This window comes from Variovorax sp. SG517, from assembly GCF_013376045.1.
In the GTDB taxonomy this organism is placed as follows: domain Bacteria; phylum Pseudomonadota; class Gammaproteobacteria; order Burkholderiales; family Burkholderiaceae_C; genus Variovorax.
The window spans coordinates 167,391-188,941 of record NZ_JABMJG010000008.1 but is presented as its reverse complement, the minus strand read 5'-3'; the positions used below and the strand labels follow the sequence as shown (position 1 = coordinate 188,941).

Genomic DNA, 21,551 nt, shown 5'->3' with positions numbered 1-21,551 from the left:
CGAATGAAGAAGAGAGTCCTTCTCGGGGCCGCCCTCGCGGCCGCCTCGGCCGCGTTTTTGCCCCTGCCTGCCTCGGCGCAGGCCGACGCATGGCCCCAGCAGAAACCGGTGACCATCGTCGTGCCGTTCCCGGCCGGCGGTTCCACCGACATGGTTGCCCGCACCATTGCGCTGCAGCTGCAGAACAAGCTCGGCGGCAGCTTCGTCGTCGACAACCGGCCCGGCGCCACGGGCACCATCGGCACCGGCCAGGTCAAGCGCGCGGCGCCCGACGGCTACACGCTGCTGGTGTCCTCGCTCGGCGCCTTCGTCGTCACGCCGCACCTGCAAAAGAGCGTGCCTTACGACGCGACGAAAGACTTCGACTACATCAGCGTGCCCGTGCAGGCGCCCAACGTGCTCGTCGCGAATGTCGCGCGGCCGGAGCGCACGGTGGACGACGTGCTGGCGCTGCTGCGCAAGACGCCGGGCAAGGTCTCGTTCGCGAGCTCGGGCAACGGCTCGTCCGACCATCTCTCGGCCGAACTCTTCTGGCAGCAGACGAAGACCGAAGGCGTGCATGTGCCCTACAAGGGCGGCGCGCCCGCGGTCAACGACCTGCTCGGCAACCAGGTCGACTTTTCGTTCCAGAACGTCAATGCAGTGCTGCCGCACATCCGCGGCGGCAAGCTGCGCGCCATTGCCGTCACGGGCGACAAGCGCTCGCCGGTGCTGCCCGACGTGCCCACGTTGGCAGAGGCCGGTGTGAAGGGGGCCGAGGTCTATTCATGGCAGGGCATGGCCGCGCCGAAAGGATTGCTGCCGGCGACCAAGAAGAAGCTGAGCGACGCCGTGATTGCCGCGATGCAGGACCCCGAGACAAAGAAACGCATGCTCGACCAAGGCCTGGAGATCGTCGCCAGCACGCCCGAGGATTTCACCGCCTTCCAGTTGCGCGAATGGACGCGATGGAAGACATTGATCGACGCCCGCCACATTACTGCAGACTGAAGCACGCAGCCCGAAGATGACAAGCCCTGAATCCGTTGTTTCCGAAGCCATGACGGGCGCTCCCGTCGTCACCGGCATGCGCGTGGTCCCCGTTGCGGGCCATGACAGCATGCTGATGAACCTGAGCGGCGCTCACGGCCCGTTCTTCACGCGCAACCTGCTGATCCTGACCGACAGCGCCGGCCATACCGGCGTGGGCGAAGTGCCCGGCGGCGAGAAGATCCGCCAGACGTTGGAGGATGCGCGCGACCTGATCGTCGGCCAGCCCATCGGCCGGCACAACGCGATCCTCAACAGCATGCGCGGCGCCTTCGCCGGCCGCGACAGCGGCGGGCGCGGCCTGCAGACCTTCGACCTGCGCGTGACCATCCACGCGGTCACGGCCGTCGAAGCCGCGCTGCTCGACCTGCTGGGCCAGTTCCTCGAAGTGCCCGTGGCGGCCCTGCTCGGCGAAGGCCAGCAGCGCGACGCGGTGCAGATGCTCGGCTATCTCTTCTACGTGGGCGACCGCAGCAAGACCGATCTGCCGTACGAGAGCGACCCCGGCGCCGACAACGACTGGTTCCGCCTTCGCCACGAGGAGGCGATGACGCCCGAGGCCATCGTGCGCCTGGCCGAGGCCACGCATGCGCGCTACGGCTTCACCGACTTCAAGCTCAAGGGCGGCGTGCTGCGCGGCGAGGAAGAGGTCGAGGCGATCCGTGCGCTGCACGAGCGCTTTCCGAATGCCCGCGTCACGCTAGACCCCAACGGCGGCTGGCTGCTGCAGGACGCGATCCGCCTGTGCCGCGACCTGCACGGCGTGATGGCCTACGCCGAAGACCCGTGCGGCGCCGAGGGCGTGTTCTCGGGCCGCGAGGTGATGGCCGAGTTCCGCCGCGCCACCGGCCTGCCAACCGCTACCAACATGGTCGCCACCGACTGGCGCGAGATGGTGCACAGCCTCTCGCTGCAGTCGGTCGACATCCCGCTGGCCGATCCGCATTTCTGGACCCTGCAGGGCTCGGTGCGCGTGGCGCAGCTGTGCCAGGCGTGGGGCCTGACCTGGGGTTCGCACTCCAACAACCACTTCGACGTGTCGCTCGCGATGTTCACGCACGTGGCAGCGGCCGCGCCGGGCAAGGTGACGGCCATCGACACGCACTGGATCTGGCAGGACGGCCAGCATCTGACCAAGGCACCGCTGAAGATCGAAGACGGCTTCGTGAAGGTGCCGACGCGCGGCGGCCTGGGCGTGGAGCTCGACATGGATGCCGTGGAGAAGGCGCACCAGCTGTACCTGAAGCACGGCCTTGGGGCGCGCAACGATGCGCAGGCGATGCAGTACCTGATCCCGGGATGGACTTTCGACAACAAGAAACCCTGCATGATCAGGTAGAGGCGTAGGCTCCGTTTCTCACATCCCGCAGCCGGAGCCGTCGCTCCGGCTTCTTTCTTTCTTTTTTCATCCATCGAGCAGCAAGGAACCCAAGATGCAGAACTTCGACAACCTCATCGGCGGCGAATGGCGTGCAGGCGCCGGCTACAGCCCCAACGTCAATCCGAGCAACCTGTCCGACGTGATCGGCCAGTACACGCAGGGCGATGCCTCGCACGTCGATGCGGCCGTGGCCGCCGCCACCGCGGCCTTCCCGGCCTGGGCCACCGGCAGCGTGCAGGCGCGCTCCGACGCGCTCGACAAGATCGGCAACGAGATCCTCGCGCGCAAGGAAGAGCTGGGCACACTGCTCTCGCGTGAAGAGGGCAAGACCAAGGCCGAGGGCATCGGCGAGGCCGCGCGCGCGGGCTACATCTTCAAGTTCTTCGCGGGCGAGTGCCTGCGCCTGTCGGGCGAGGTGCTGCCTTCGGTGCGGCCGAACATCGGCGTGGAGATCACGCGCGAGCCGGTGGGCGTGGTGGGCCTCATCACGCCGTGGAACTTCCCGATCGCCATTCCGGCCTGGAAGATCGCGCCCGCGCTGGCCTTCGGCAACTGCGTGGTGCTCAAGCCCGCCGACCTCGTGCCGGGCTGCGCCTGGGCGATCGCGGAGATCATCAGCCGCTCGGGCATTCCGGCCGGCGTGTTCAACCTGGTGATGGGGCGCGGCAGTGTGATCGGCAATGCGCTGGTCAACCACCCGGGCATCCATGCGATCAGCTTCACCGGCTCGGTGGGCGTGGGCCGCAACATCGCGGTGCAGTGCGTGACCAACCACAAGAAGGTGCAGCTCGAGATGGGCGGCAAGAACCCGCAGGTGATTCTTGACGACGCCGACCTCGCGCAGGCCGTGGAGCTGAGCGTGCAGAGCGCCTTCTATTCGACCGGCCAGCGCTGCACCGCGTCGAGCCGGCTCATCGTGACCGAGGGCATCTATCCGAAGTTCATCGAAGCCATGAAGGAACGCATGGCGAAGATCAAGGTGGGTGACGCGCTCGCGCAGGGCACCGACATGGGCCCGGTCTCGTCGAAGTCGCAGCTCGACCAGGACATGGAATACGTCGCCATCGGCAAGAGCGAAGGCGCCACGCTGGCGGCCGGCGGCGAGCTGCTGAAGCTGGAAACCGACGGCTACTACATGTCGCCGGCCCTCTTCAGCGAATCGGCCGCCTCGATGCGCATCAACAAGGAAGAGATCTTCGGCCCTGTGGCCAGCGTGATTCGCGTGAAGAACTACGAGGAGGCACTGGCCACGGCGAACGACACCGAGTTCGGCCTCTCGGCCGGCATCGCCACCACCTCGCTGAAGTACGCCACGCACTTCAAGCGCCACAGCCAGGCCGGCATGGTGATGGTCAACCTGCCGACGGCGGGTGTCGACTACCACGTGCCATTCGGCGGCCGCAAGGGCTCGAGCTACGGTCCGCGCGAGCAGGGGCACTATGCGCAGGAGTTCTTCACGACGGTGAAGACGGCCTACACGCTGGCCTGAGGCCGATCTTCAGGCGGGCGGAAGCGAAGACGGCGGCGCGCGGCGGCGTCTTCGCATGAGGTATTCGACGAGTTCGAACACGCCTTCGCTCAGCAGCGCCAGCGCGGCGGCCGGCAGCGCGCCCGCCACCAGCAGCTCGCGGTCGTTGAGCGCCAGCCCCGTCACGATGCGCTCGCCGAAGCCGCCTGCGCCGATGAAGGCAGCGATGGTTGCCGTGCCGATGGCGATCGCCGTGGCGGTGCGCACGCCCGCCAGCAGCGTGGGCAGCGCCAGCGGCAGCAGCACCAGCTGGAGGCTCTGCGGCGGCGTCATGCCGAGGGCAGTGCCGGCCAGGCGCAGGCCGTTGGGCACTTCGGCCAGGCCCGTCACCGTGTTGCGCATGATCGGCAGCAGCGAGTAGAGCGTGAGCGCGATCAGCGCCGGCAGCGCGCCGATGGCGCCCAGCATCGAGATCAGCACGGCCAGCAGCGCCAGCGAGGGCACGGTCTGCAGCAGGCTCGCGAAGCCCAGCACAAGGGCGCGCAGCCGCACGTGCGGAAACACCAGGATCGCGATCGGCACGCCCACTAGGATCGCGATGCCCACCGACAGCGCCACCAGCAGCAGGTGCTGGCGCGCGAGCTTCCACAGGTCGGGTCCGAACAGCTTGGCCGTGAAGCCGCGGCGTTCTTCCTTCGGTTGCGCCTTTGCATCCTTGCTGCCCGTGCTCGCGAGAAAGTCGCGCGCTATCACGTCGAAGGGCACGCTCTGCAGTTCGGCGCGCGCGTTCATCGCGATCATGGCGTGCTCGTCGACCTTGCCTTCCAGCGCCTGCAGCGCGGCCCAGGCCTTGGGAAGCCGCTTGGGCAGGTCGAGCTTGTAGAGCACCACGGCGTCGTAGCGCGGGAAGTACTTCTTGTCGTCCTCCAGCACGCGCAGGCCGAGGTGGTCGATCTTGGCGTCGGTCGTGTAGATGTCGATCACGTCGATCTGCTTGGCGGCCACCGCGTCGTAGGCCAGGCCGTGGTCGAGGCCGGTGGGCGCCTGCGTGAAGCCGTAGCGCCCGGCCAGGCCCTTCCAGCCGTCGGCGCGGCCGATGAATTCGTTGGACAGGCCGAACTTCAGCTCGGGGTGCTTCGCGAGATCGCTCAGCGTGCGCAGGCCCAGCCGGTCGGCGTCGGCGGCGCGCACCGCGAGCGCGTAGCCGTCGTTGAAGCCCAGCGGAATCGCCACGCCCAGGCCCATCGGCGCGAGTGCGGCGTTCATCGCCTCGCGCGTATCGGCCGGTGCGCCCTTGAGGATCTCGAGCGCGATGGTGCCGGTGTATTCGGCGTAGAGGTCGATGGCGCCCGAGCGCAGGGCCTCGTAGACGATGGCCGTGTTGCCCAGCCCTTGCCGCACGACGGGAGGCGTGGCCGTGTGCGGAGCGGCGGTCTGCGCCAGCAGCTCGGCCAGGATGTACGACTCGGTGAAGCGCTTGGAGCCGACGCGCAGCGTCTCGTCCGCCGCCTTCGCGGCGCCGCACAAGGCAAGCCAGGCGAGGGCGAGGAGCAGGGTGGCGCGCGCGAGGATGCGAAGGCTGCGGGGCAGTTGCATCCGGGCCAGTGTATAGACAACGCCCCGTCCCGCGTACCCGTCGATCTCCTACAAACCCTGGCGTGCGGTGCCGATGGGGCCGGCTGCCGTTCGGGGCCAAAGTAGGTCGCGATGAAGAAAAAGACCCCACCCGCGAGCGACGACCACGACCTCCCCGGCCCCAACGTCCACGGCCTGCGCGAACTGCCCGGCCTGCAGGTGGACGGCTACAGCCTCCAGCTGCGCGACAAGGACGGCTTCGTCGGCGATCAGGCCAGCCAGACGGCATTTCGCGAACTGCTCGAGCACTGGCGCAAGCGCCGCCGCAGGAAGGGCAAGGACCCGCTGGGCAAATCGCACTCGCGCGACCTCGCCAAGAAGGAACTCGACCGCGTGCTGCAGGAGAAGAAGGCGTCCGAAGCCACCGACCTGATGCACGTGGCCATCGAGGAGTTCGCGCAGGAGCTGGCGTCGGTGATCCAGCGCTTCATGCGCCAGCCCTCATGGAAGAAGGTGGAGCGCATCGTGATCGGCGGCGGCTTTCCCGAAAGCGACGTGGGCGAGCGCGCGATCCTGCAGACCGCCGCCATCCTGGAGGAGCTCGGCCCGCACGTGCAGATCGCCCGCCTTTCGCACGACGTGGACGACGGCGGGCTGATCGGCTGGGTGCACCTGGTGCCGCGCCACATGCTCAAGGGGCACGACGCGATCCTCGCCGTCGACATAGGCGGCACCAACGTGCGCTGCGGCATCGTCAAGACACGCCACCGCAAGGCGCCCGACTTCTCGCTTGCGAAGGTGGTGCGCCGCGAGAAGTGGCGCCATGCGGACGAAGGCCCCAATCGCGGCGACATGGTCGACCACATCGCCGGCATGCTGGAAGACATGGTGCGCTACAGCGAGCGCAAGAAGATCCGGCTCGCGCCCTTTATCGGCATCGGCTGCCCGGGGCTCATTCGGCCCGACGGCTCCATCGCGCGCGGCGCGCAGAACCTGCCCGGCGACTGGGAAAGCCACGCCTTCCACCTGCCCAGCCAGCTGTGGCGCCGCATGCCGATGATGGGCTCGGGCCCGACGCTGGTGCTGATGCACAACGACGCCGTGGTGCAGGGCCTGAGCGAACTGCCCTTCATGCGCGACGTGCGCCACTGGGGCGTGCTGACCATCGGCACGGGGCTGGGCAACGCCAGCTTCACCAACAGGCCCTAGTCAAAGGTCCTCGGGCCGCGGGCCCTCGACGCGCATGCTGGCGGAGGCGCTGGCGACGTTGCCGGCGGCATCCATCGCGCGCACTTCCACGTTCGCAGAGCCGGGCCGCTTCGGCGTCCATGCGCAGACGTACGGCGCGGCGCGCAGCGTGCAGGCGGTCCTGCCGTCGACGATGAACTTCAGCTCGGCCACGCCGACGTTGTCGGATGCGGTGGCGGAGAACCTCGCGGCCGCCCCCGCGGGCATGCTCTGGGGCGCGGCCAGCGAAACGGCCGGCGGCACGGTGTCGGAAGGTGGGTTGACGATCACGTTGGCGGAAGCCACCGCCGAGTTGCCCGCCGCGTCGAGCGCGACGATGCGGATCGTCTGCATGCCGGGCGTGCCCGGCGTCCAGCTGCAGGTGTAGGGCGGGGCGGTGAAGGTGCAGATCGGGATGCTGTCGCGGCCCATCACCTTCACGCCGACGACGCCGACGTTGTCCACCACCGCAGGCGCGATCACGGTGAGCTGCCCCACCGTGGCCATGGAGGGCGCGGCCACCGACACGGTGGGCGGCGTCGCGTCGGGGCTGCCGAGCGCCAGGTCGATGGTGAACATCTGCTGGCCGTGCACCGCCTTCTGCTCGAAGGCATCGAAGATGGTGAACCACGTGGCGCCGGGCGCGCGGCTGGCGGCGCGCGCCTTGACCAGCAGCGTGGTCTTGCCGGTGGCGAAGCAGCTGAAGCCGCAGTCCCAGTCGAACACGAAGCGGCCGGAGGCGTCGGCCACGCCGGTGACCAGCATCGCCAGCGGCTTGCCGGCGCCCGGGTTGCGCCACACCGACACCTGCGCGCCGGGCAGGGCGGCACCGGTGTCGCGGTCGGTCACGCGCACCTGGGTGGCGGTGGTGCCGGCCATGAACTTCGAGCTGCCGAGCTTGGGCCAGTCGGTCCAGTCGGTATTGATGTTGGCCCTGGTGCCTTCGGTGAAGCGGGTCAGCTCCAGCGTGGCGACGCGATTGGCCGCCGGATCGCGGCGCTGCTCGAAGACGGTGCCCAGCAGCGGGTCGAGCCGCCAGTGCTGGCGGCTCCACCAGTAGCGGTCGCTTTCGCTGGCCAGCGAGAGATCGGTGACGGGCGCGACGCCGGTGGTGTCGGTGACGGCGATGCCGTTGTAGTACTCGCCCGCGCCGGCGCCGAACACGTGCTCCAGCTCGTGCATCAGCGTCTTGAGCTGGCGGCCCAGGTAGTCCTTCTCGGTGGATTCGGGGGCGCCCGGCGTGGGCGCGCGCGAAAGTCGCAGCGGGTCGTGGATGGCGATCCAGTTGAGGTTCCAGGCCACGCCCTTCTGAGGAAAGGTCCAGCTCATGGAAAGCCCGCCGTGGCTGTAGCCGCGCGTCGACTTCGAGACGCACACCACCACCTCGCCATTGACCAGGCCGCTGTAAGCGCACTGCGGCGCGTTCGCGGGCGCGACCAGCTGCAGGTCGGCGGCGGGGTCGAAGGCGAAGCTGCGCACCGTCTCGCGCGTGAACACGGTGTTGACGTCGGCCACGTACTGGGCGAGCCGGCGGCCGGCCTCGGCGGGGCCGATGTCGGCGGCCAACTCGGGATCGACGATGAACTTCAGGCGATGGGTGCTCGGGGGAGCCCGGCCGATCTCGTCCATGGCGGCGAAAGCGGGCGTTGCAATTCCAGACAGCGCGAACACTGTTGGAAGGACCGCAAACGCCAGGTTCGCCAGGGCACGCAGCGAGAAGAAAGCTCGCATCGGTTTTCCCCGGGGATCGGGGCGCAAGACTCCAACGAACGGCGCCCGGGCCGGCCCCTTGAAAGGCCGCGTCCGAGCGGGCTACCCCGCCAGGCAGGGGGTGCCGGGAGATCCGTCAGCGTCCGTCCGGGGGGTGACCGGTGCGGCAGGAAGGGTTGTCAATCCCCGAAACCGGTGGGTATTTTAGTGTGCTTGTTCAATTGGTTTCAGTTTTGTTGCATTTGTACATCTGGATTACAGACCCCGCTCCGGCCCCCTGGGCACTTAGAGCTGGAAAGCAACAGTGAGCAGCAGCCCCTCGGCCACGTCGCGCAGCAGCCCTGGCCGCCGCGCGCGATAGGGCTCGCCGGCCGAGGCGGTGGTCTCGATCCACTCGGCCAGCCATTCGATGTGGTCCTGCCCGTAGAACACCACGGCCGCCTCGTGGTTCAGCAGCAGGCTGCGCAGGTCGAGGTTGATCGATCCGCAGATGGCCAGCTCCTCGTCCACCACCACCGCCTTGGCGTGCGCCATGAAGGGCAGCATGCGAAAGCTCACGCCCGCGCGCGCCAGGTCGCGCATGGCGCGTGCGCGCACGAAGTCGGCCAGCCGGTGGTTGGATTGCGCGGGCATCGCGATGGTCACCTGCACGCCGCGCCGCGCGGCCAGCCGCAGCGCGTCGCGCAGGCCGTCGCCGGGCACGAAGTAGGGCGTGATGGCGAGGATGCGGTGCTCGGCGCGGAAGCAGGCGTCGATCAGCAGCGCATGCGCCGTGTCTTCGGTCTGGTCGGGTCCGCTCGGCAGGAACTGGGCCATGGCGGTGCCGGGGCCTTCGGCATCGGGTGCGGTGATGGCGCGCGCCTTGCGGCTGCGCACCGAGGCCCAGTCATGGTCGAACTGGCGCGCCGCGGCGGCCGCCACGCTGCCGCGCAGGTCGAAGGAGAGATCGCGCCAGGCTTGCGGATGCTTGTCGTTGCCGGTGAAGTATTCGCCAGCGAGGTTGCGCCCGCCGGACCAGAGCCAGCCGTCGTCGGCAATGGTGAACTTGCGGTGGTTGCGCAGGTTGCGCGGGCCGATGCGCCGCAGGCTGAAGAAGGGGCGGAACACCGCCACCTCGCCGCCCGCCGCGCGCAGCCGGTCGAAGTGGTGGCGCGGCAGCGAGAGCGCGCCGAAGCCGTCGAGCAAAACCCGCACCTTGATGCCCTCGCGCGCCCGCTGGGCCAGCCGGTCGAGCACCGAATGGCCCAGCGGGTCGTCGCCGATGATGAAGGTGCACACGTCGATGCGCTCGCGCGCGCCGTCGATCACCTGCCACAGCGCGTCGCGCGCGGCCTCGCCGTCGGCATGCAGGCGGATCGCGCAGCGCCCCGGCGGCGCAAGGCCGAAGCTCTCGATCAGGTCGGCGGCCCAGTGGCCCGGCGGCACCGAGCGCGGCGGCCGCGGCGAACCCGCCGGGCGCAGCTTGCGCTGCCCGAACAGCAGGTACATCGGCAGGATGAAGTAGGGCATCAGCACCAGCCCCATGACCCATGCGATGGCGGTGGTGGGCGCGCGCTGCTCGCGGCGCGCGCGCGTGGTCAGCACGTAGACCAGCAGCGCGAAAGTGACGACGAGGAAGTGCTGCGAGGGAGAAGGCAGCCAGTCGAACTCTTTGGTCGGCATGAATCGATGATGCCTCAGCGCTGAGGGCGGCGCCTTCAGTGTCCCTTCAGCGTTGCAGGAAGGCCGGCACCTCGCGTCCCTCCGAGGCGAGGAAACGCATCATCGGATCGACCACCGCGCGCACCGCGGGCCGGTCGCCCACGCGCGTGCGCCAGGCCAGCAGCCGCGGCGTGGCGCCGGTCATGCCCGCGCCCTTGCGGTCGGCGAAGATGCAGGCCATGTAGAAGGCGATGTCGGCGAAGGAGTAGGGCCCCGCCAGGTAGTCGCGCGTGGCGAGCAGGCCTTCCATCTCGTCGTAGAAGCGCGCGCAGCCGGCGCAGGCCGCGATCGCCGGGGCGCTCTGCATGGCCTCCTGCAGGCCGAAGAGCTTGATCACGTTCGGGAAGAAGACCTCGTCCGACTTCTGCTCCAGCTGCCGCGCGCGGGCCCGTTCAGCAACGCCTTCGGGCCACAGCGCGGGGCTGGGATAACGGTCTTCCAGGTACTCGAAGATCTGCGTGGAGTCGAAGAGCGAGACCTCGTCGTCGACCAGCACCGGCACCTGCTGCTTGACGGGGTTGACCCGAAGCACCTCGGGGTGCTTGGGCTCGTACACGTCGCCCTTGGCGAAGGGCACCATGACCAGTTCGAAGGGCACGCCTTTCTCGCGTGCCGCGATCTCGACCTTGGCGCCGAACATGCTGAGGGGACCTGAGTAGATGTGAGTCGTCATGTCCCCGACTTCAACAGAAACGGCGTGTCAGGTCGAGCCCCAGACCTCCTGCGCCGTCTCGACCACCAGGCGCAGCTTGTTGCGCTGCGCTTCCACCGCGATGTTGTTGCCGTGCACCGTGCTGGAGAAGCCGCACTGCGGCGACAGCGCGAGCTGGTCGAGCGAGGCGTACTTGGCGGCGTCCTCGATGCGGCGCTTGAGCTCGTCCTTGTCTTCCATCTCGCCGAACTTGGTGGTCACGAGGCCGAGCACCACCGTCTTGCCCTTGGGCAGGTAGCGCAGCGGCTTGAAGTCGCCCGAGCGGGCGTCGTCGTATTCCATGAAGTAGGCGTCGAGGTCCATCTCCTTGAGCAGCGCCTCGGCCACCGGCTCGTAGTTGCCGGCGGCGGCGTGCGTGCTCTTGAAGTTGCCGCGGCACAGGTGCATGGCCAGCAGCATGCCCGGCGGCTTCTGCGCCACCACCTTGTTGATGAAGGCGGCGTAGCGGTGCGGCAGTTCGTTGGGGTCGTCGCCGCGCTTGCGGGCGGCCTCGCGCATGTGCTCGTCGCACAGGTAGGCGAGGTTGGTGTCGTCCATCTGCACGTAGGTGCAGCCGGCGGCGGCCAGCGAGCGCAGCTCGTCGCCGTACGCCTTGGCCACGTCGTCGTAGAAGGTGGGGTCGAGCTCGGGGTAGGCGTCCTTGCTGATGCCGGCGCGGCCGCCGCGGAAGTGCAGCATGGTCGGCGAGGGGATCGTCACCTTCGGCGTGCGGCCGGCCGAGACCTGGCTCTTGAGGTACTGGAAGTCGGCGAGCTGGATGTCCTTGACGTGGCGGACCTTGTCGATCACGCGCATCGCCGGCGGGGCCAGCTCTTCCGTGCCGTCGGGCTTGCGGATGGTGACCGGGATGTCGGTCTTCACGCCGCCGAGCTGGTCGAGGAAGTCGATGTGGAAGTACGTGCGGCGGAACTCGCCGTCGGTGATGCTCTTCAGGCCGATGTCTTCCTGGAACTTGACGATCTCGGTGATCGCCTTGTCCTCGACGAGGCGAAGCTGCTCGGGCGTGATTTCGCCCTTGGCTTTCTGCTCGCGGGCTTCGAGCAGGTACTTGGGGCGCAGGAAGCTGCCCACGTGGTCGTAGCGGGCAGGCAAGGCGGCGTGCTGTGTCATGGATGGCTCCGTCGTGATCGTGATCGGGGGAAACGAACGGAGCATCGTATCGCCATCGAAACGGCGATGACTGTATACAGTGATCTCGGTGTTTACCCTCGAATTGGCGGAAAACGCTGGAAATTTTGCTGTTTCTGTATACATTGAGTATTCATGAAAACGCCCACGCCCGCCTTCCCCCTGAACGCCTGGTACGCCGCCGCCTATGACGTCGAAGTGCGACACGCGCTGCTGCCACGCACCATCTGCAACCAGAAAGTGGTGCTGTTCCGTCGCACCGACGGGCAGGTCGCCGTGCTCGAGGACGCCTGCTGGCATCGGCTGATGCCGCTGTCGCTCGGGCGCCTCGAAGGCGACGAGGTGGTCTGCGGCTACCACGGCCTCGTCTACAACAGCCAGGGCCGCTGCACGCACATGCCCAGCCAGGAGACGCTGAACCCCTCGGCCTGCGTGCGCAGCTTTCCGGTGGCGGAGAAGCACCGCTTCGTGTGGATCTGGCCCGGCGACCCGGCCAAGGCCGACCCGGCGCTCATCCCCGACATGCACTGGAACGACGACCCGGCCTGGGCCGGCGACGGCAAGATGATCCGCGTCCACTGCGACTACCGCCTGGTCGTCGACAACCTCATGGACCTGACGCACGAGACCTTCGTGCACGGCTCCTCCATCGGCAACCGAGAGGTGGCCGAGGCGCCCTTCGTCGCCACGCACGGCGACCGTTCGGCCACCGTCACGCGCTGGATGGAGAACATCGATCCGCCGCCGTTCTGGGGCGGCCAGATCCGCCATGCGCGCGGCTACACCGGCAAGGTCGACCGCTGGCAGATCATCCGCTTCGAAGGCCCTTGCACGGTGAACATCGACGTCGGCGTGGCCGAGGCCGGCAGCGGCGCGGTGCCCTCCAACGGAAACCCGGGCGACCGCAGCAAGGGCGTCAACGGCTACGTGCTCAACACCATCACGCCCGAGACCGACAAGACCTGCCTCTACTTCTGGGCCTTCGCGCGCAACTACTGCCTGGGCGAGCAGCGCCTCACGCACGAGCTGCGCGAGGGCGTCGCCGGCATCTTCCGCGAGGACGAGCTCGTGCTCGAGGCGCAGCAGAAGGCCATGGACGAGCACCCCGACCACAAGTTCTACAACCTCAACATCGACGCCGGCTCGATGTGGGCGCGCAAGCTCATCGACCGCATGATCGATAAGGAGAAGCCCGTGCGCGCGGCGATCCCGATCCGGCCGGCCGAGAAGGAGGCCGCGTGAGCCGTGCGAAGGTCGCGGCCGTCTCCGCCGCCGCCGAGCCCGGCGACAGCGGCAGCTCGCAGGCCGTGAAGGCGCAGCTGCGGCTGCGCGAGATGATCCTCGCGGGCGAGCTGCCCGGCGGCGCACGCATCGCCGAGGTGGCGATCTCCGAGCAGCTCGGCGTGTCGCGCACGCCGGTGCGTACCGCGCTGATGCGCCTCGAACAGGAAGGCCTGCTGGAGGCGCTGCCCAACGGCGGCTATGCGGTGCGCACCTTCTCCGAGCGCGACGTGGCCGATGCCATCGAGCTGCGCGGCACGCTCGAAGGCCTGGTGGCCCGGCTCGCCGCCGAGCGCGGCGCGGCCCCGGTGGTGCTGCGCGAGGCGCGCGCCTGCCTGCAGCGCATCGACGAACTGCTGCGCGAACCCGCGCTCGACGACGCCGCCTTCTCGCGCTACGTCACGCACAACGAGCGCTTCCACGCGCTGCTGTGCGAAATGGCGGCCAGCCCCGTCATCGCGCAGCAGCTGGAGCGCGTGATCAACCTGCCTTTCGCCTCGCCCTCGGGCTTCGTCGTGGTGCAGGCCAACTCGCCGGCCGCGCGCGACATGCTCGTGGTCGCGCAGGACCAGCACGTGCAGGTGCTCGATGCCATCGAGTCCGGCGAAGGCTCGCGCGCTGAGGCGCTGATGCGCGAGCACAGCCGCATCGCGCGGCGCAACCTGCGCGAGGCGCTGCACGGCACGCCCACCGCCGAGCAGCGTCCGCTGCCGGGCGTGCAGCTGATCCGCCGTCGCGGCTGATTTCCCTTCCTCTTCCTGCTTCTTTCTTTTTCTCCCTTGGTGTTCCCCCGATGAAAAGCGATCTTCAATGGATGCAGGCGCAGGTCGTCGCGCTGCGCGACGTGACGCCCACCGTGCGCGAGTTCGAGCTGCGCCCCGAGAGCGGATTCGCCGCCCCCCATGAGCCCGGCGCCCACCTCCAGGTGCAGGTGCTGACCGCGCAGGGCAGGGTGCAGACGCGCTCCTATTCGCTGGTGGGCGAGGGCGACGGCAGCTGCTGGTGCATCGCCGTCAAGCGCCTGGACGACGGCCGCGGAGGCTCGCTCGCGATGTGGCGGCTCGCGGTGGGCGACCGACTGCAGGTGAGCGCGCCGCAGAACCACTTTCCGCTCGATCTTTCAGCGCCGGGCTACCTGCTGGTGGCCGGCGGCATCGGCATCACGCCGCTGGTGCTGATGGCGCAGCGTCTGGCCGCGCACGCGAAGCGCACCGGCGTGCCGGTGAAGATGCTCTACGGCGCGCGCAACGCCGACGAGTTCGGCTACCTGCCGCACCTGCGCGAGGCGCTGGGACACGAGGGCGTCGAAGCCCACGAGGGCGCCGCGCCCATCGACTTCGCCGCCGCCATCGCCGCGCTGCCGCCCGGCGGCCAGCTCTACACCTGCGGCCCGGTGCCGATGCTCGAAGCCCTCAAGCGCGCCTGGCAGGCAGCGGGCCGTCCCATCGCGGACCTGCGCTTCGAGACTTTCGGCAGCAGCGGCCGGCTGGCCACGCAGTCCTTCGAGGTGCGCATTCCGCGGCACGACCTGACCATCACCGTGCCGGCCGACTGCACGCTGCTCGATGCGCTCGACGCGGCAGGCGTGCAGACGCTGTCGGACTGCAGGCGCGGCGAATGCGGCCTGTGCGCGATGGACGTGATCGCCATCGACGGCGAAGTCGACCACCGCGACGTGTTCCTCAGCGAGCACGAGAAGAAGTCGGTCACGCGCATCTGCGCCTGCGTGTCACGCGCCGTGGGTACGCTCACGCTCGACTCCGCCTATCGCGCAGAGAGCTGATCGGGGTCGTTCCTGGAATGCACCCTGCGCGATGATCGCGCAGTTCATTTGTCAATCGCGCAACAAAGGTCAGCGACTGTGGCCGGCTAGGTGATTGCCTGCAGCGCCGGATGTTGCAAAGTGTTCAAAATAGCGCCGGTTCGCGTTCCGTCCTCAAAGGAAAAAACATGCAAAGACGCCATCTCATCCAGACCGCCGCCCTGTCGGCTCTTGCACTTTCGATGTCGCTGGCCAGTGCCCAGGACAACAAGTTCAAGATCGGCCTGATCCTTCCGATGACGGGCCAGTCGGCCTCCACCGGCCGCCAGATCGAAGCCGCAGCCCGCCTGTACATGGCCCAGAACGGAGACACCGTGGCCGGCAAGAAGGTGGAACTCATCATCAAGGACGACACCGGCCTGCCCGACGTGACCAAGCGCCTCGCGCAGGAACTGGTGGTGAACGACAAGGTCAACGTGCTCGCCGGCTTCGGCCTGACGCCCCTGGCCCTCGCGGTGGCGCCCATCGCCACCCAGTCGAAGACGCCGCAGCTGGTGATGGCCGCCGCCACGTCGAGCATTACCGAGGCGTCGCCCTACATCGTCCGCTCGAGCTTCACGCTGCCGCAGGTGTCGGTGGCCATGGGCGACTGGGCGCCGAAGAACGGCGTGAAGACGGTCGTGACACTGGTGGCCGACTACGGCCCGGGCAACGACGCCGAGAAGTTCTTCACCGAGCGCTTCCAGCTCAACGGCGGCAAGGTGCTCGACAAGCTGCGCGTGCCGCTGCGCAACCCCGACTTCGCGCCCTTCCTGCAGAAGGTTCGCGACGTGAAGCCCGACGCGCTCTTCGTCTTCGTGCCCTCGGGCGCAGGCGCCGCGGTGATGAAGCAGTTCCTGGAGCGCGGCATGGACAAGGCCGGCATCAAGATGATCGCGACCGGCGACGTGACCGACGACGACCAGCTCAACGACATGGGCGACGGCGCGCTGGGCGTGGTCACCTCGCACCACTACTCGACGGCGCACCCCTCGGCACTGAACAAGAAGTTCGTCGAGGCCTTCGAGAAGGCCAACCCCAAGATGCGCCCCAACTTCATGGCCGTGGGCGGCTATGACGGCATGCGCATCATCTACGAGGCGCTCAAGGCCACCAAGGGCCAGGGCGGCGGCGAGGCGCTGCTGGGCGCCATGAAGGGCCAGGTCTTCGAGAGCCCGCGCGGCCAGGTGCTGATCGACGCGCAGACCCGCGACATCGTGCAGGACGTGTACCTGCGCAAGGTCGAGAAGAAGGACGGGCAGCTCTACAACGTCGAGTTCGACGTGATCAAGGGCGTGAAGGACCCCGGCAAAGCAAAATAAAGGCTCGCCCCCAGGCTGCGCGCACTTCGTGTCGCTTCGCCAACCCCCTACCGGGGGCAACACCGCAGGCCCGGCAAAGCCGGTTCCTGGGTGTTTCCCGAAGGCGTCGCGCCGTGCGGCAAGCTGCTGAGTCGCTCATATGTTGACCATCCTTTTCGACGGCATCGCCTACGGCATGCTGCTCTTCGTGCTAGCCGTGGGGCTGGCCGTGACGCTGGGGCTGATGAACTTCATCAACCTCGCGCACGGCGCCTTCGCCATGGCGGGCGGCTATCTCACCGTGTTCGCGATGCAGAAGCTGGGCGTGCCATTCCTGGCTTGCCTGCCGCTCGCGTTCATCGTCGTCGCGCTGGCCGGCGCGGTGCTGGAGCGCACGCTCTACCGGCCGATGTACGGCAAGCCGCACCTCGACCAGGTGCTGTTTTCCATCGGCCTCGCCTTCATGGCGGTGGCGGCGGTCGACTACTTCGTGGGCTCGTCGCAGCAGAACGTGCAGCTGCCCGAGTGGCTGCGCGGCCGCACAGAGATCGGCGACGGCGCGCTGCTGCTGGGCATGGGGCACTACCGGCTCTTCATCATCGGCGTGTGCGCGGTGCTCACGGTGGTGCTGCAGCTCATTCTTTCGAAGACGCGCTTCGGCAGCCGGCTGCGCGCGGCCGTCGATGACCCGCGCGTGGCGGCGGGGCTGGGCATCAACGTGAACGTGGTGTTCCTGCTGACCTTCGCGGTGGGCTCGGGGCTCGCGGGCCTCGGCGGCGCGCTGGGCGCGGAGATCCTGGGGCTCGATCCGACCTTCCCGCTCAAGTACATGATCTATTTCCTGATCGTGGTGTCCGTCGGCGGCACCTCGTCGATCACCGGGCCGCTCGCAGCGGCGCTGCTGCTGGGTATCGCCGACGTGGCGGGCAAGTACTTCATTCCGAAGATGGGCGCGTTCACCGTCTACCTGCTGATGATCCTGATCCTGATGTGGCGCCCGCAGGGCCTGTTCACGCGCAAAGGGGGCCGCTGAATGAGCACGCCTTCTCCCGTCGTCGCCGACTTCCAGTCGGCTCTGCTGCGCAAGGCGCGCTGGCGCCCGCTCGAATTCGTCGTCTGGGCGGCTGCCTTCGCGCTGCCGCTGCTGATGCCCTCGCACTCGCTGCTGGTCAACGAGATCGCCATCGTCGCGCTGTTCGCGATGTCGCTCGACCTGATCCTGGGCTACACCGGCATCGTGTCGCTGGGCCATGCCGCCTTCTTCGGCTTCGGCGCGTATGCGGCGGCGCTGTTCGCCAAGCTGGTGATGCCCGATCCGACCGTGGGCCTGCTGTTCGCGACCGTGCTGTCCGCGCTGCTGGGCATGGTGGCGAGCGTGACGATCCTGCGCGGCAGCGACCTCACGCGGCTGATGGTCACGCTGGGCACGGCGCTGCTGCTGCTCGAACTCGCCAACAAGCTCGACTGGCTCACCGGCGGCGCCGACGGCCTGCAGGGCGTGGTGATGGGGCCGGTGCTCGGCATGTTCGAGTTCGACCTCTTCGGCCGCACGGCCGCCTGGTACTCGCTGGCGGTGATGCTGGTCCTGTTCCTGCTGATGCGCCGCCTCGTGCACTCGCCCTTCGGCGCCACGCTGAAGGCGATTCGCGACAACCGGCTGCGCGCCATGGCCATCGGCATCCCGGTGGTGTCGCGGCTGGTGGTGATCTATACCGTGGCTGCAGGCATCGCCGGTGCGGCCGGTGCGCTGCTGGCGCAGACCACCGGCTTCGCCTCGCTCGACGTGCTGGCCTTCGACCGCTCTGCCGACGTGCTGCTGATGCTGGTCATCGGCGGCGTGGGCTGGCTCTATGGCGGCGTGGCGGGCGCCATCGTCTTCAAGCTGCTGCAGACATGGCTGTCGGCCGTGACGCCGCAGTACTGGATGTTCTGGATCGGCCTGATCCTGGTGCTGCTGGTGCTTGTCGGGCGCGACCGGCTGCTCAAGCCCTGGGCATGGTTCGGCGCCGGCAAGAAGAAAGGCGGCGCGGCATGAGCGCGGACACCGTTCTTTCCACCCACGGCCTCGTGATGCGCTTCGGCGGCATCACGGCCACCAACAATGTGTCGATGGAGCTCAAGCGCGGCGCTCGCCATGCGCTCATCGGCCCGAACGGCGCGGGCAAGACCACGCTCATCAACCAGCTCACCGGCGTGCTCACGCCCACCGAGGGCCGCATCACCCTGATGGGCGAGGACATCACCCGGCTCGCGCCGCACAAGCGCGTGGCGCGCGGGCTGGTGCGCACCTTCCAGATCAACCAGCTGTTCGACTCCATGACGCCGCTGGAGACGCTGGCGCTGGTGGTGTCGCAGCATCAGGGCGCGGGCGCGCAATGGTGGAAGCCGCTGGGTTCGAGCAAGGCCATCGCCGAGCGCGCGGCGCAGCTGCTGGAGCAGTTCCACCTGAGCGACGTGGCGCAGCAGCAGGTGAAGCACCTGGCCTACGGCAAGCGCCGGCTGCTCGAGATCGCGATCGCGCTGGCCTGCGAGCCGCGCGTGCTGCTGCTCGACGAGCCTGTGGCGGGCGTGCCCGCCGGCGAGCGCGAGGAATTGCTGCAGACCGTGGCCGCGCTGCCGGCCGATGTGTCGGTGCTGCTGATCGAGCACGACATGGACCTGGTGTTCAGCTTCGCCGACCGCATGACCGTGCTGGTCAACGGCACCCTGCTGACCGAGGGCGACCCCGAGACCATCGCCAACGATCCGAAGGTGAAAGAGGTCTATCTGGGCCATGGAGAGGCTGCCCATGTCTGAGCTGCTGAGAATAGAAAACCTGAGCGCCGGATACGGCGAGGCCGTGGTGCTGCACGACGTGGCCTTCACGCTCGGCGAGGGCCAGACGCTGGCGCTGCTGGGCCGCAACGGCACGGGCAAGACCACGCTGATCAACACGCTCGCGGGCGCGACGCGCCAGCACGGCGGCAGCATCTCGCTGGGCGGGCAGGCACTGCACAAGATCGCGCCGCACCTGCGCGCGGCGGCCGGCATCGGCTGGGTGCCGCAGGAGCGCAACATCTTCAAGTCGCTCACCGTGCACGAGAACCTCACGGCGGTGGAGCGGCCGGGCAAGTGGAATCCGCAGCGCGTGTACGAGATGTTCCCGCGCCTTGCCGAGCGCAAGACCAACCTGGGCACGCAGCTCTCTGGCGGCGAGCAGCAGATGCTGGCCGTGGGCCGTGCGCTGGTGCTCAACCCCAAGCTGCTGCTGCTCGACGAGCCGCTCGAGGGCCTGGCGCCGATCATCGTGGAAGAGCTGCTGCGCGCCATTCGCCGCATCACGCAGGACGAGGGCCTGGCCGCGATCATCGTGGAACAGCACCCGCAGGCGATCCTCGCGATCTCCGACGAAGCGGTGGTGCTCGACCACGGCACCATCGTGCACACCGACAGCGCGGCGGCGCTGCGCAGCCAGCCGCAGGTGCTTGACCGCCTGCTGGGCGTGGCGCGGTAGCAGACAGACACTACAAGCGAAAAAGGAGACAGACAGATGGCGACCCCGAAGACAGTGTTCAGCGGGGGCGCCACGCTGGCGACCGCCGCGTTGTTGCTCGCGGCTTGCGGCACCCCCACCGGCCCGCAGAGCCTTTCACTCGGCGGCAATCCGGCGACGGCCTGCGCGGCGCTGGTCGCACCCGTCGCTTCATCGGCGATAGGCCTGCCCAGCGGCGCGGCGACCATCGATTCCGCGACGCTGGTTCCGGCTTCCGCGCTCGCGGTGGCAGAGCGCGGGCCCACGCCCCCGTCGCGCATCACGCCGGCTATGCCCTCTTTCTGCAAGGTGCTGGGCCGCATCGCACCGATCGATGCCAGCGCGCCGCCCATCATGTTCCAGGTCAACCTGCCGCTCGCATGGAACGGGCGCAGCGTGCAATACGGCGGCGGAGGCTTCAACGGCGTGCTGATCACCGGCCTCTCGCTGGTGCCGGCCGCGCGCTTCGACCTGCCCACGCCGCTGGCGCAGGGCTATGTGACCTACGGCACCGACTCCGGCCACCAGAACGTGGCCGGCCAGCCGCCGCAGGCCTTTGCGCTCAACGACGAGGCGCTGACCAACTTCGCGCATGCCTCGTACAAGAAGGTGCGCGACGTGGCCGTGGCGCTGATGCAGCGCGCGTACGGGCAGGCGCCGCAGAAGCTGTATTTCATGGGCAGCTCCGAGGGCGGACGCGAGGCGCTCACGATGGCGCAGCGCTACCCGCAGGACTTCGACGGCATCTTCAGCCGCGTGCCGGTGATCAACTGGACGGGCCTGCAGCATGCCGGCGCGCGCAACGGTATCGCCACTTTCGGCGAGGGCTGGCTGCGGCCGGCGCAGGTGCAGCTGGTGCATGACGCGGTGCTCGCGTCGTGCGATGCGGCCGATGGCGTGGCCGATCGCATCGTCTCGAACCCGGTGGCCTGCCTGCAGCGCTTCGATCCGGCCAGCCTGCGCTGCGCGGCGGGCACGAGCGGCGACAACTGCCTCAACGACGCGCAGGTGCAGGCGGTGCGCACGCTGCGCTCCCCGTGGCGCGCGCCGGTGCCGCTGGCCAACGGCATCAACGAGTACCCCGGCTGGGGCATCGGCGGCGAGGCGACGCCGGCCTTCGCCTCGACAGGCGGCTGGAACGCATGGTGGACCGGCACCGCCGCGCCGACCGTGCCGCCGCAGCCCAGCAACGGCATCGCGTGGTTCTACGGCAGCGGCGCGCTGCAGTATTTCTACGCGCGCAATCCCTCGCTCGACGTGCGCAACTACCGCGCGGAAGACTACGCCGCGCGCATCGCCACCGTGTCGCAGCTCATGGATTCGACCAACCCCGACCTGAGCGCATTCAACGCGCGCGGCGGCAAGCTGCTCATGCTCGAGCACATGGCCGACTACGCGCAGAGCCCCTTCGCGGGCATCCGCTACTACGAATCGGTGGTCGTGCGCCTGGGCCGCGACAACGTGGACCGCTTCATGCGCCTGTACACCGCGCCCGGCGTCGATCACGTGGGAAGCGGTGCGCCGGCCAATGTCGACATGCTCGGCGCGCTGGCCGACTGGGTCGAGCGCGGCAAGGCACCGGGCGGGCTGCAGCTGGTGGAGCAGGAGGTGCAGCCGCCGTTCAAGGTCACGCGCGCGCGTCCGCTGTGCGAGTGGCCGCTGTGGCCGCGCTACGTGGGCGGCGATGCCTCGCAGGCGGCTAGCTTCCAGTGCAGCAGGTAGCGCG

18 protein-coding genes are annotated in these 21,551 nt (G+C 68.6%); 13 read left to right on the top strand and 5 right to left on the bottom strand.

Features of this window, described 5'->3' with window-relative positions:
* The first annotated feature begins 3 nt into the window (after nt 1–3).
* The 3 genes from FHT32_RS24095 to FHT32_RS24085 all read left to right on the top strand — a co-directional run bounded on the left by FHT32_RS24095 (nt 4) and on the right by FHT32_RS24085 (nt 3,899).
* Nucleotides 4–990 carry a tripartite tricarboxylate transporter substrate binding protein gene (locus FHT32_RS24095; RefSeq protein ID WP_176667122.1) on the top strand — a complete coding sequence of 329 codons (987 nt, stop codon included), beginning with the start codon at nt 4–6 and terminating at the stop codon, nt 988–990.
* A gap of 16 nt (nt 991–1,006) precedes the next feature.
* Nucleotides 1,007–2,368 carry a glucarate dehydratase gene (gene gudD, locus FHT32_RS24090; RefSeq protein WP_176667121.1) on the top strand — a complete coding sequence of 454 codons (1,362 nt, stop codon included), beginning with the start codon at nt 1,007–1,009 and terminating at the stop codon, nt 2,366–2,368.
* 94 nt (nt 2,369–2,462) lie between these two features.
* Nucleotides 2,463–3,899 carry an aldehyde dehydrogenase family protein gene (locus FHT32_RS24085; RefSeq protein WP_176667120.1) on the top strand — a complete coding sequence of 479 codons (1,437 nt, stop codon included), beginning with the start codon at nt 2,463–2,465 and terminating at the stop codon, nt 3,897–3,899.
* 9 nt (nt 3,900–3,908) lie between these two features.
* Here FHT32_RS24085 and FHT32_RS24080 read toward each other — a convergent pair whose 3' ends face one another.
* On the bottom strand, nt 3,909–5,474 hold the full coding sequence (locus tag FHT32_RS24080; RefSeq protein WP_176667119.1) for a glycine betaine ABC transporter substrate-binding protein: 1,566 nt from the start codon (nt 5,472–5,474) through the stop codon (nt 3,909–3,911).
* Nucleotides 5,475–5,585: 111 nt separating this feature from the next.
* Here FHT32_RS24080 and FHT32_RS24075 point away from each other — a divergent pair, with 111 nt between their 5' ends.
* Nucleotides 5,586–6,662: an ROK family protein gene (locus FHT32_RS24075; RefSeq protein ID WP_176667118.1), complete on the top strand. Its 1,077-nt coding sequence runs from the start codon at nt 5,586–5,588 to the stop codon at nt 6,660–6,662.
* On the opposite strand, the gene FHT32_RS24070 is transcribed toward FHT32_RS24075, so the two are convergent.
* The 4 genes from FHT32_RS24070 to FHT32_RS24055 all read right to left on the bottom strand — a co-directional run bounded on the left by FHT32_RS24070 (nt 6,663) and on the right by FHT32_RS24055 (nt 11,913).
* Nucleotides 6,663–8,309, bottom strand: coding sequence for an Ig-like domain-containing protein (locus FHT32_RS24070; RefSeq protein ID WP_256099138.1), 1,647 nt, complete (start codon nt 8,307–8,309; stop codon nt 6,663–6,665).
* A 366-nt stretch (nt 8,310–8,675) separates the two neighbouring features.
* Nucleotides 8,676–10,052 (bottom strand): phospholipase D-like domain-containing protein, encoded by a 1,377-nt coding sequence (locus FHT32_RS24065; protein WP_176667116.1) that lies wholly within the window; start codon nt 10,050–10,052, stop codon nt 8,676–8,678.
* A 46-nt stretch (nt 10,053–10,098) separates the two neighbouring features.
* Nucleotides 10,099–10,764, bottom strand: coding sequence for a glutathione S-transferase family protein (locus FHT32_RS24060; RefSeq protein ID WP_176667115.1), 666 nt, complete (start codon nt 10,762–10,764; stop codon nt 10,099–10,101).
* A 27-nt stretch (nt 10,765–10,791) separates the two neighbouring features.
* A complete protein-coding gene (locus FHT32_RS24055; protein WP_176667114.1) occupies nt 10,792–11,913 on the bottom strand; it encodes a 5-methyltetrahydropteroyltriglutamate--homocysteine S-methyltransferase in 1,122 nt (373 codons plus the stop codon).
* A 153-nt stretch (nt 11,914–12,066) separates the two neighbouring features.
* Between FHT32_RS24055 and FHT32_RS24050 the strand changes: the two genes are divergently transcribed.
* The 9 genes from FHT32_RS24050 (at nt 12,067) to FHT32_RS24010 (ending at nt 21,547) form a co-directional block, all read left to right on the top strand.
* A complete protein-coding gene (locus FHT32_RS24050; protein ID WP_176667113.1) occupies nt 12,067–13,173 on the top strand; it encodes an aromatic ring-hydroxylating dioxygenase subunit alpha in 1,107 nt (368 codons plus the stop codon).
* Complete coding sequence (locus FHT32_RS24045; RefSeq protein WP_176667112.1) at nt 13,170–13,955, top strand: GntR family transcriptional regulator; 786 nt, start codon at nt 13,170–13,172, stop codon at nt 13,953–13,955. Before FHT32_RS24050 ends, FHT32_RS24045 begins: the two co-directional genes overlap by 4 nt.
* Before the next feature lie 50 nt (nt 13,956–14,005).
* Nucleotides 14,006–14,995 (top strand): PDR/VanB family oxidoreductase, encoded by a 990-nt coding sequence (locus tag FHT32_RS24040; RefSeq protein ID WP_176667111.1) that lies wholly within the window; start codon nt 14,006–14,008, stop codon nt 14,993–14,995.
* Between the two features lie 167 nt (nt 14,996–15,162).
* The gene (locus FHT32_RS24035; protein ID WP_176667110.1) at nt 15,163–16,335 is read left to right on the top strand and encodes an ABC transporter substrate-binding protein; all 1,173 of its coding nucleotides are present in this window, start codon (nt 15,163–15,165) and stop codon (nt 16,333–16,335) included.
* A gap of 139 nt (nt 16,336–16,474) precedes the next feature.
* Entirely contained in the window at nt 16,475–17,347 is an 873-nt protein-coding gene (locus tag FHT32_RS24030; protein WP_126024905.1) for a branched-chain amino acid ABC transporter permease, read from the top strand.
* A complete protein-coding gene (locus FHT32_RS24025; protein ID WP_176667109.1) occupies nt 17,348–18,349 on the top strand; it encodes a branched-chain amino acid ABC transporter permease in 1,002 nt (333 codons plus the stop codon).
* Nucleotides 18,346–19,110, top strand: a complete 765-nt coding sequence (locus tag FHT32_RS24020; protein WP_176667108.1) for an ABC transporter ATP-binding protein — start codon at nt 18,346–18,348, stop codon at nt 19,108–19,110. Before FHT32_RS24025 ends, FHT32_RS24020 begins: the two co-directional genes overlap by 4 nt.
* Entirely contained in the window at nt 19,103–19,807 is a 705-nt protein-coding gene (locus tag FHT32_RS24015; protein ID WP_176667107.1) for an ABC transporter ATP-binding protein, read from the top strand. Before FHT32_RS24020 ends, FHT32_RS24015 begins: the two co-directional genes overlap by 8 nt.
* Nucleotides 19,808–19,843: 36 nt before the next feature.
* Nucleotides 19,844–21,547: a tannase/feruloyl esterase family alpha/beta hydrolase gene (locus FHT32_RS24010; RefSeq protein ID WP_176667106.1), complete on the top strand. Its 1,704-nt coding sequence runs from the start codon at nt 19,844–19,846 to the stop codon at nt 21,545–21,547.
* Nucleotides 21,548–21,551 lie beyond the last annotated feature (4 nt).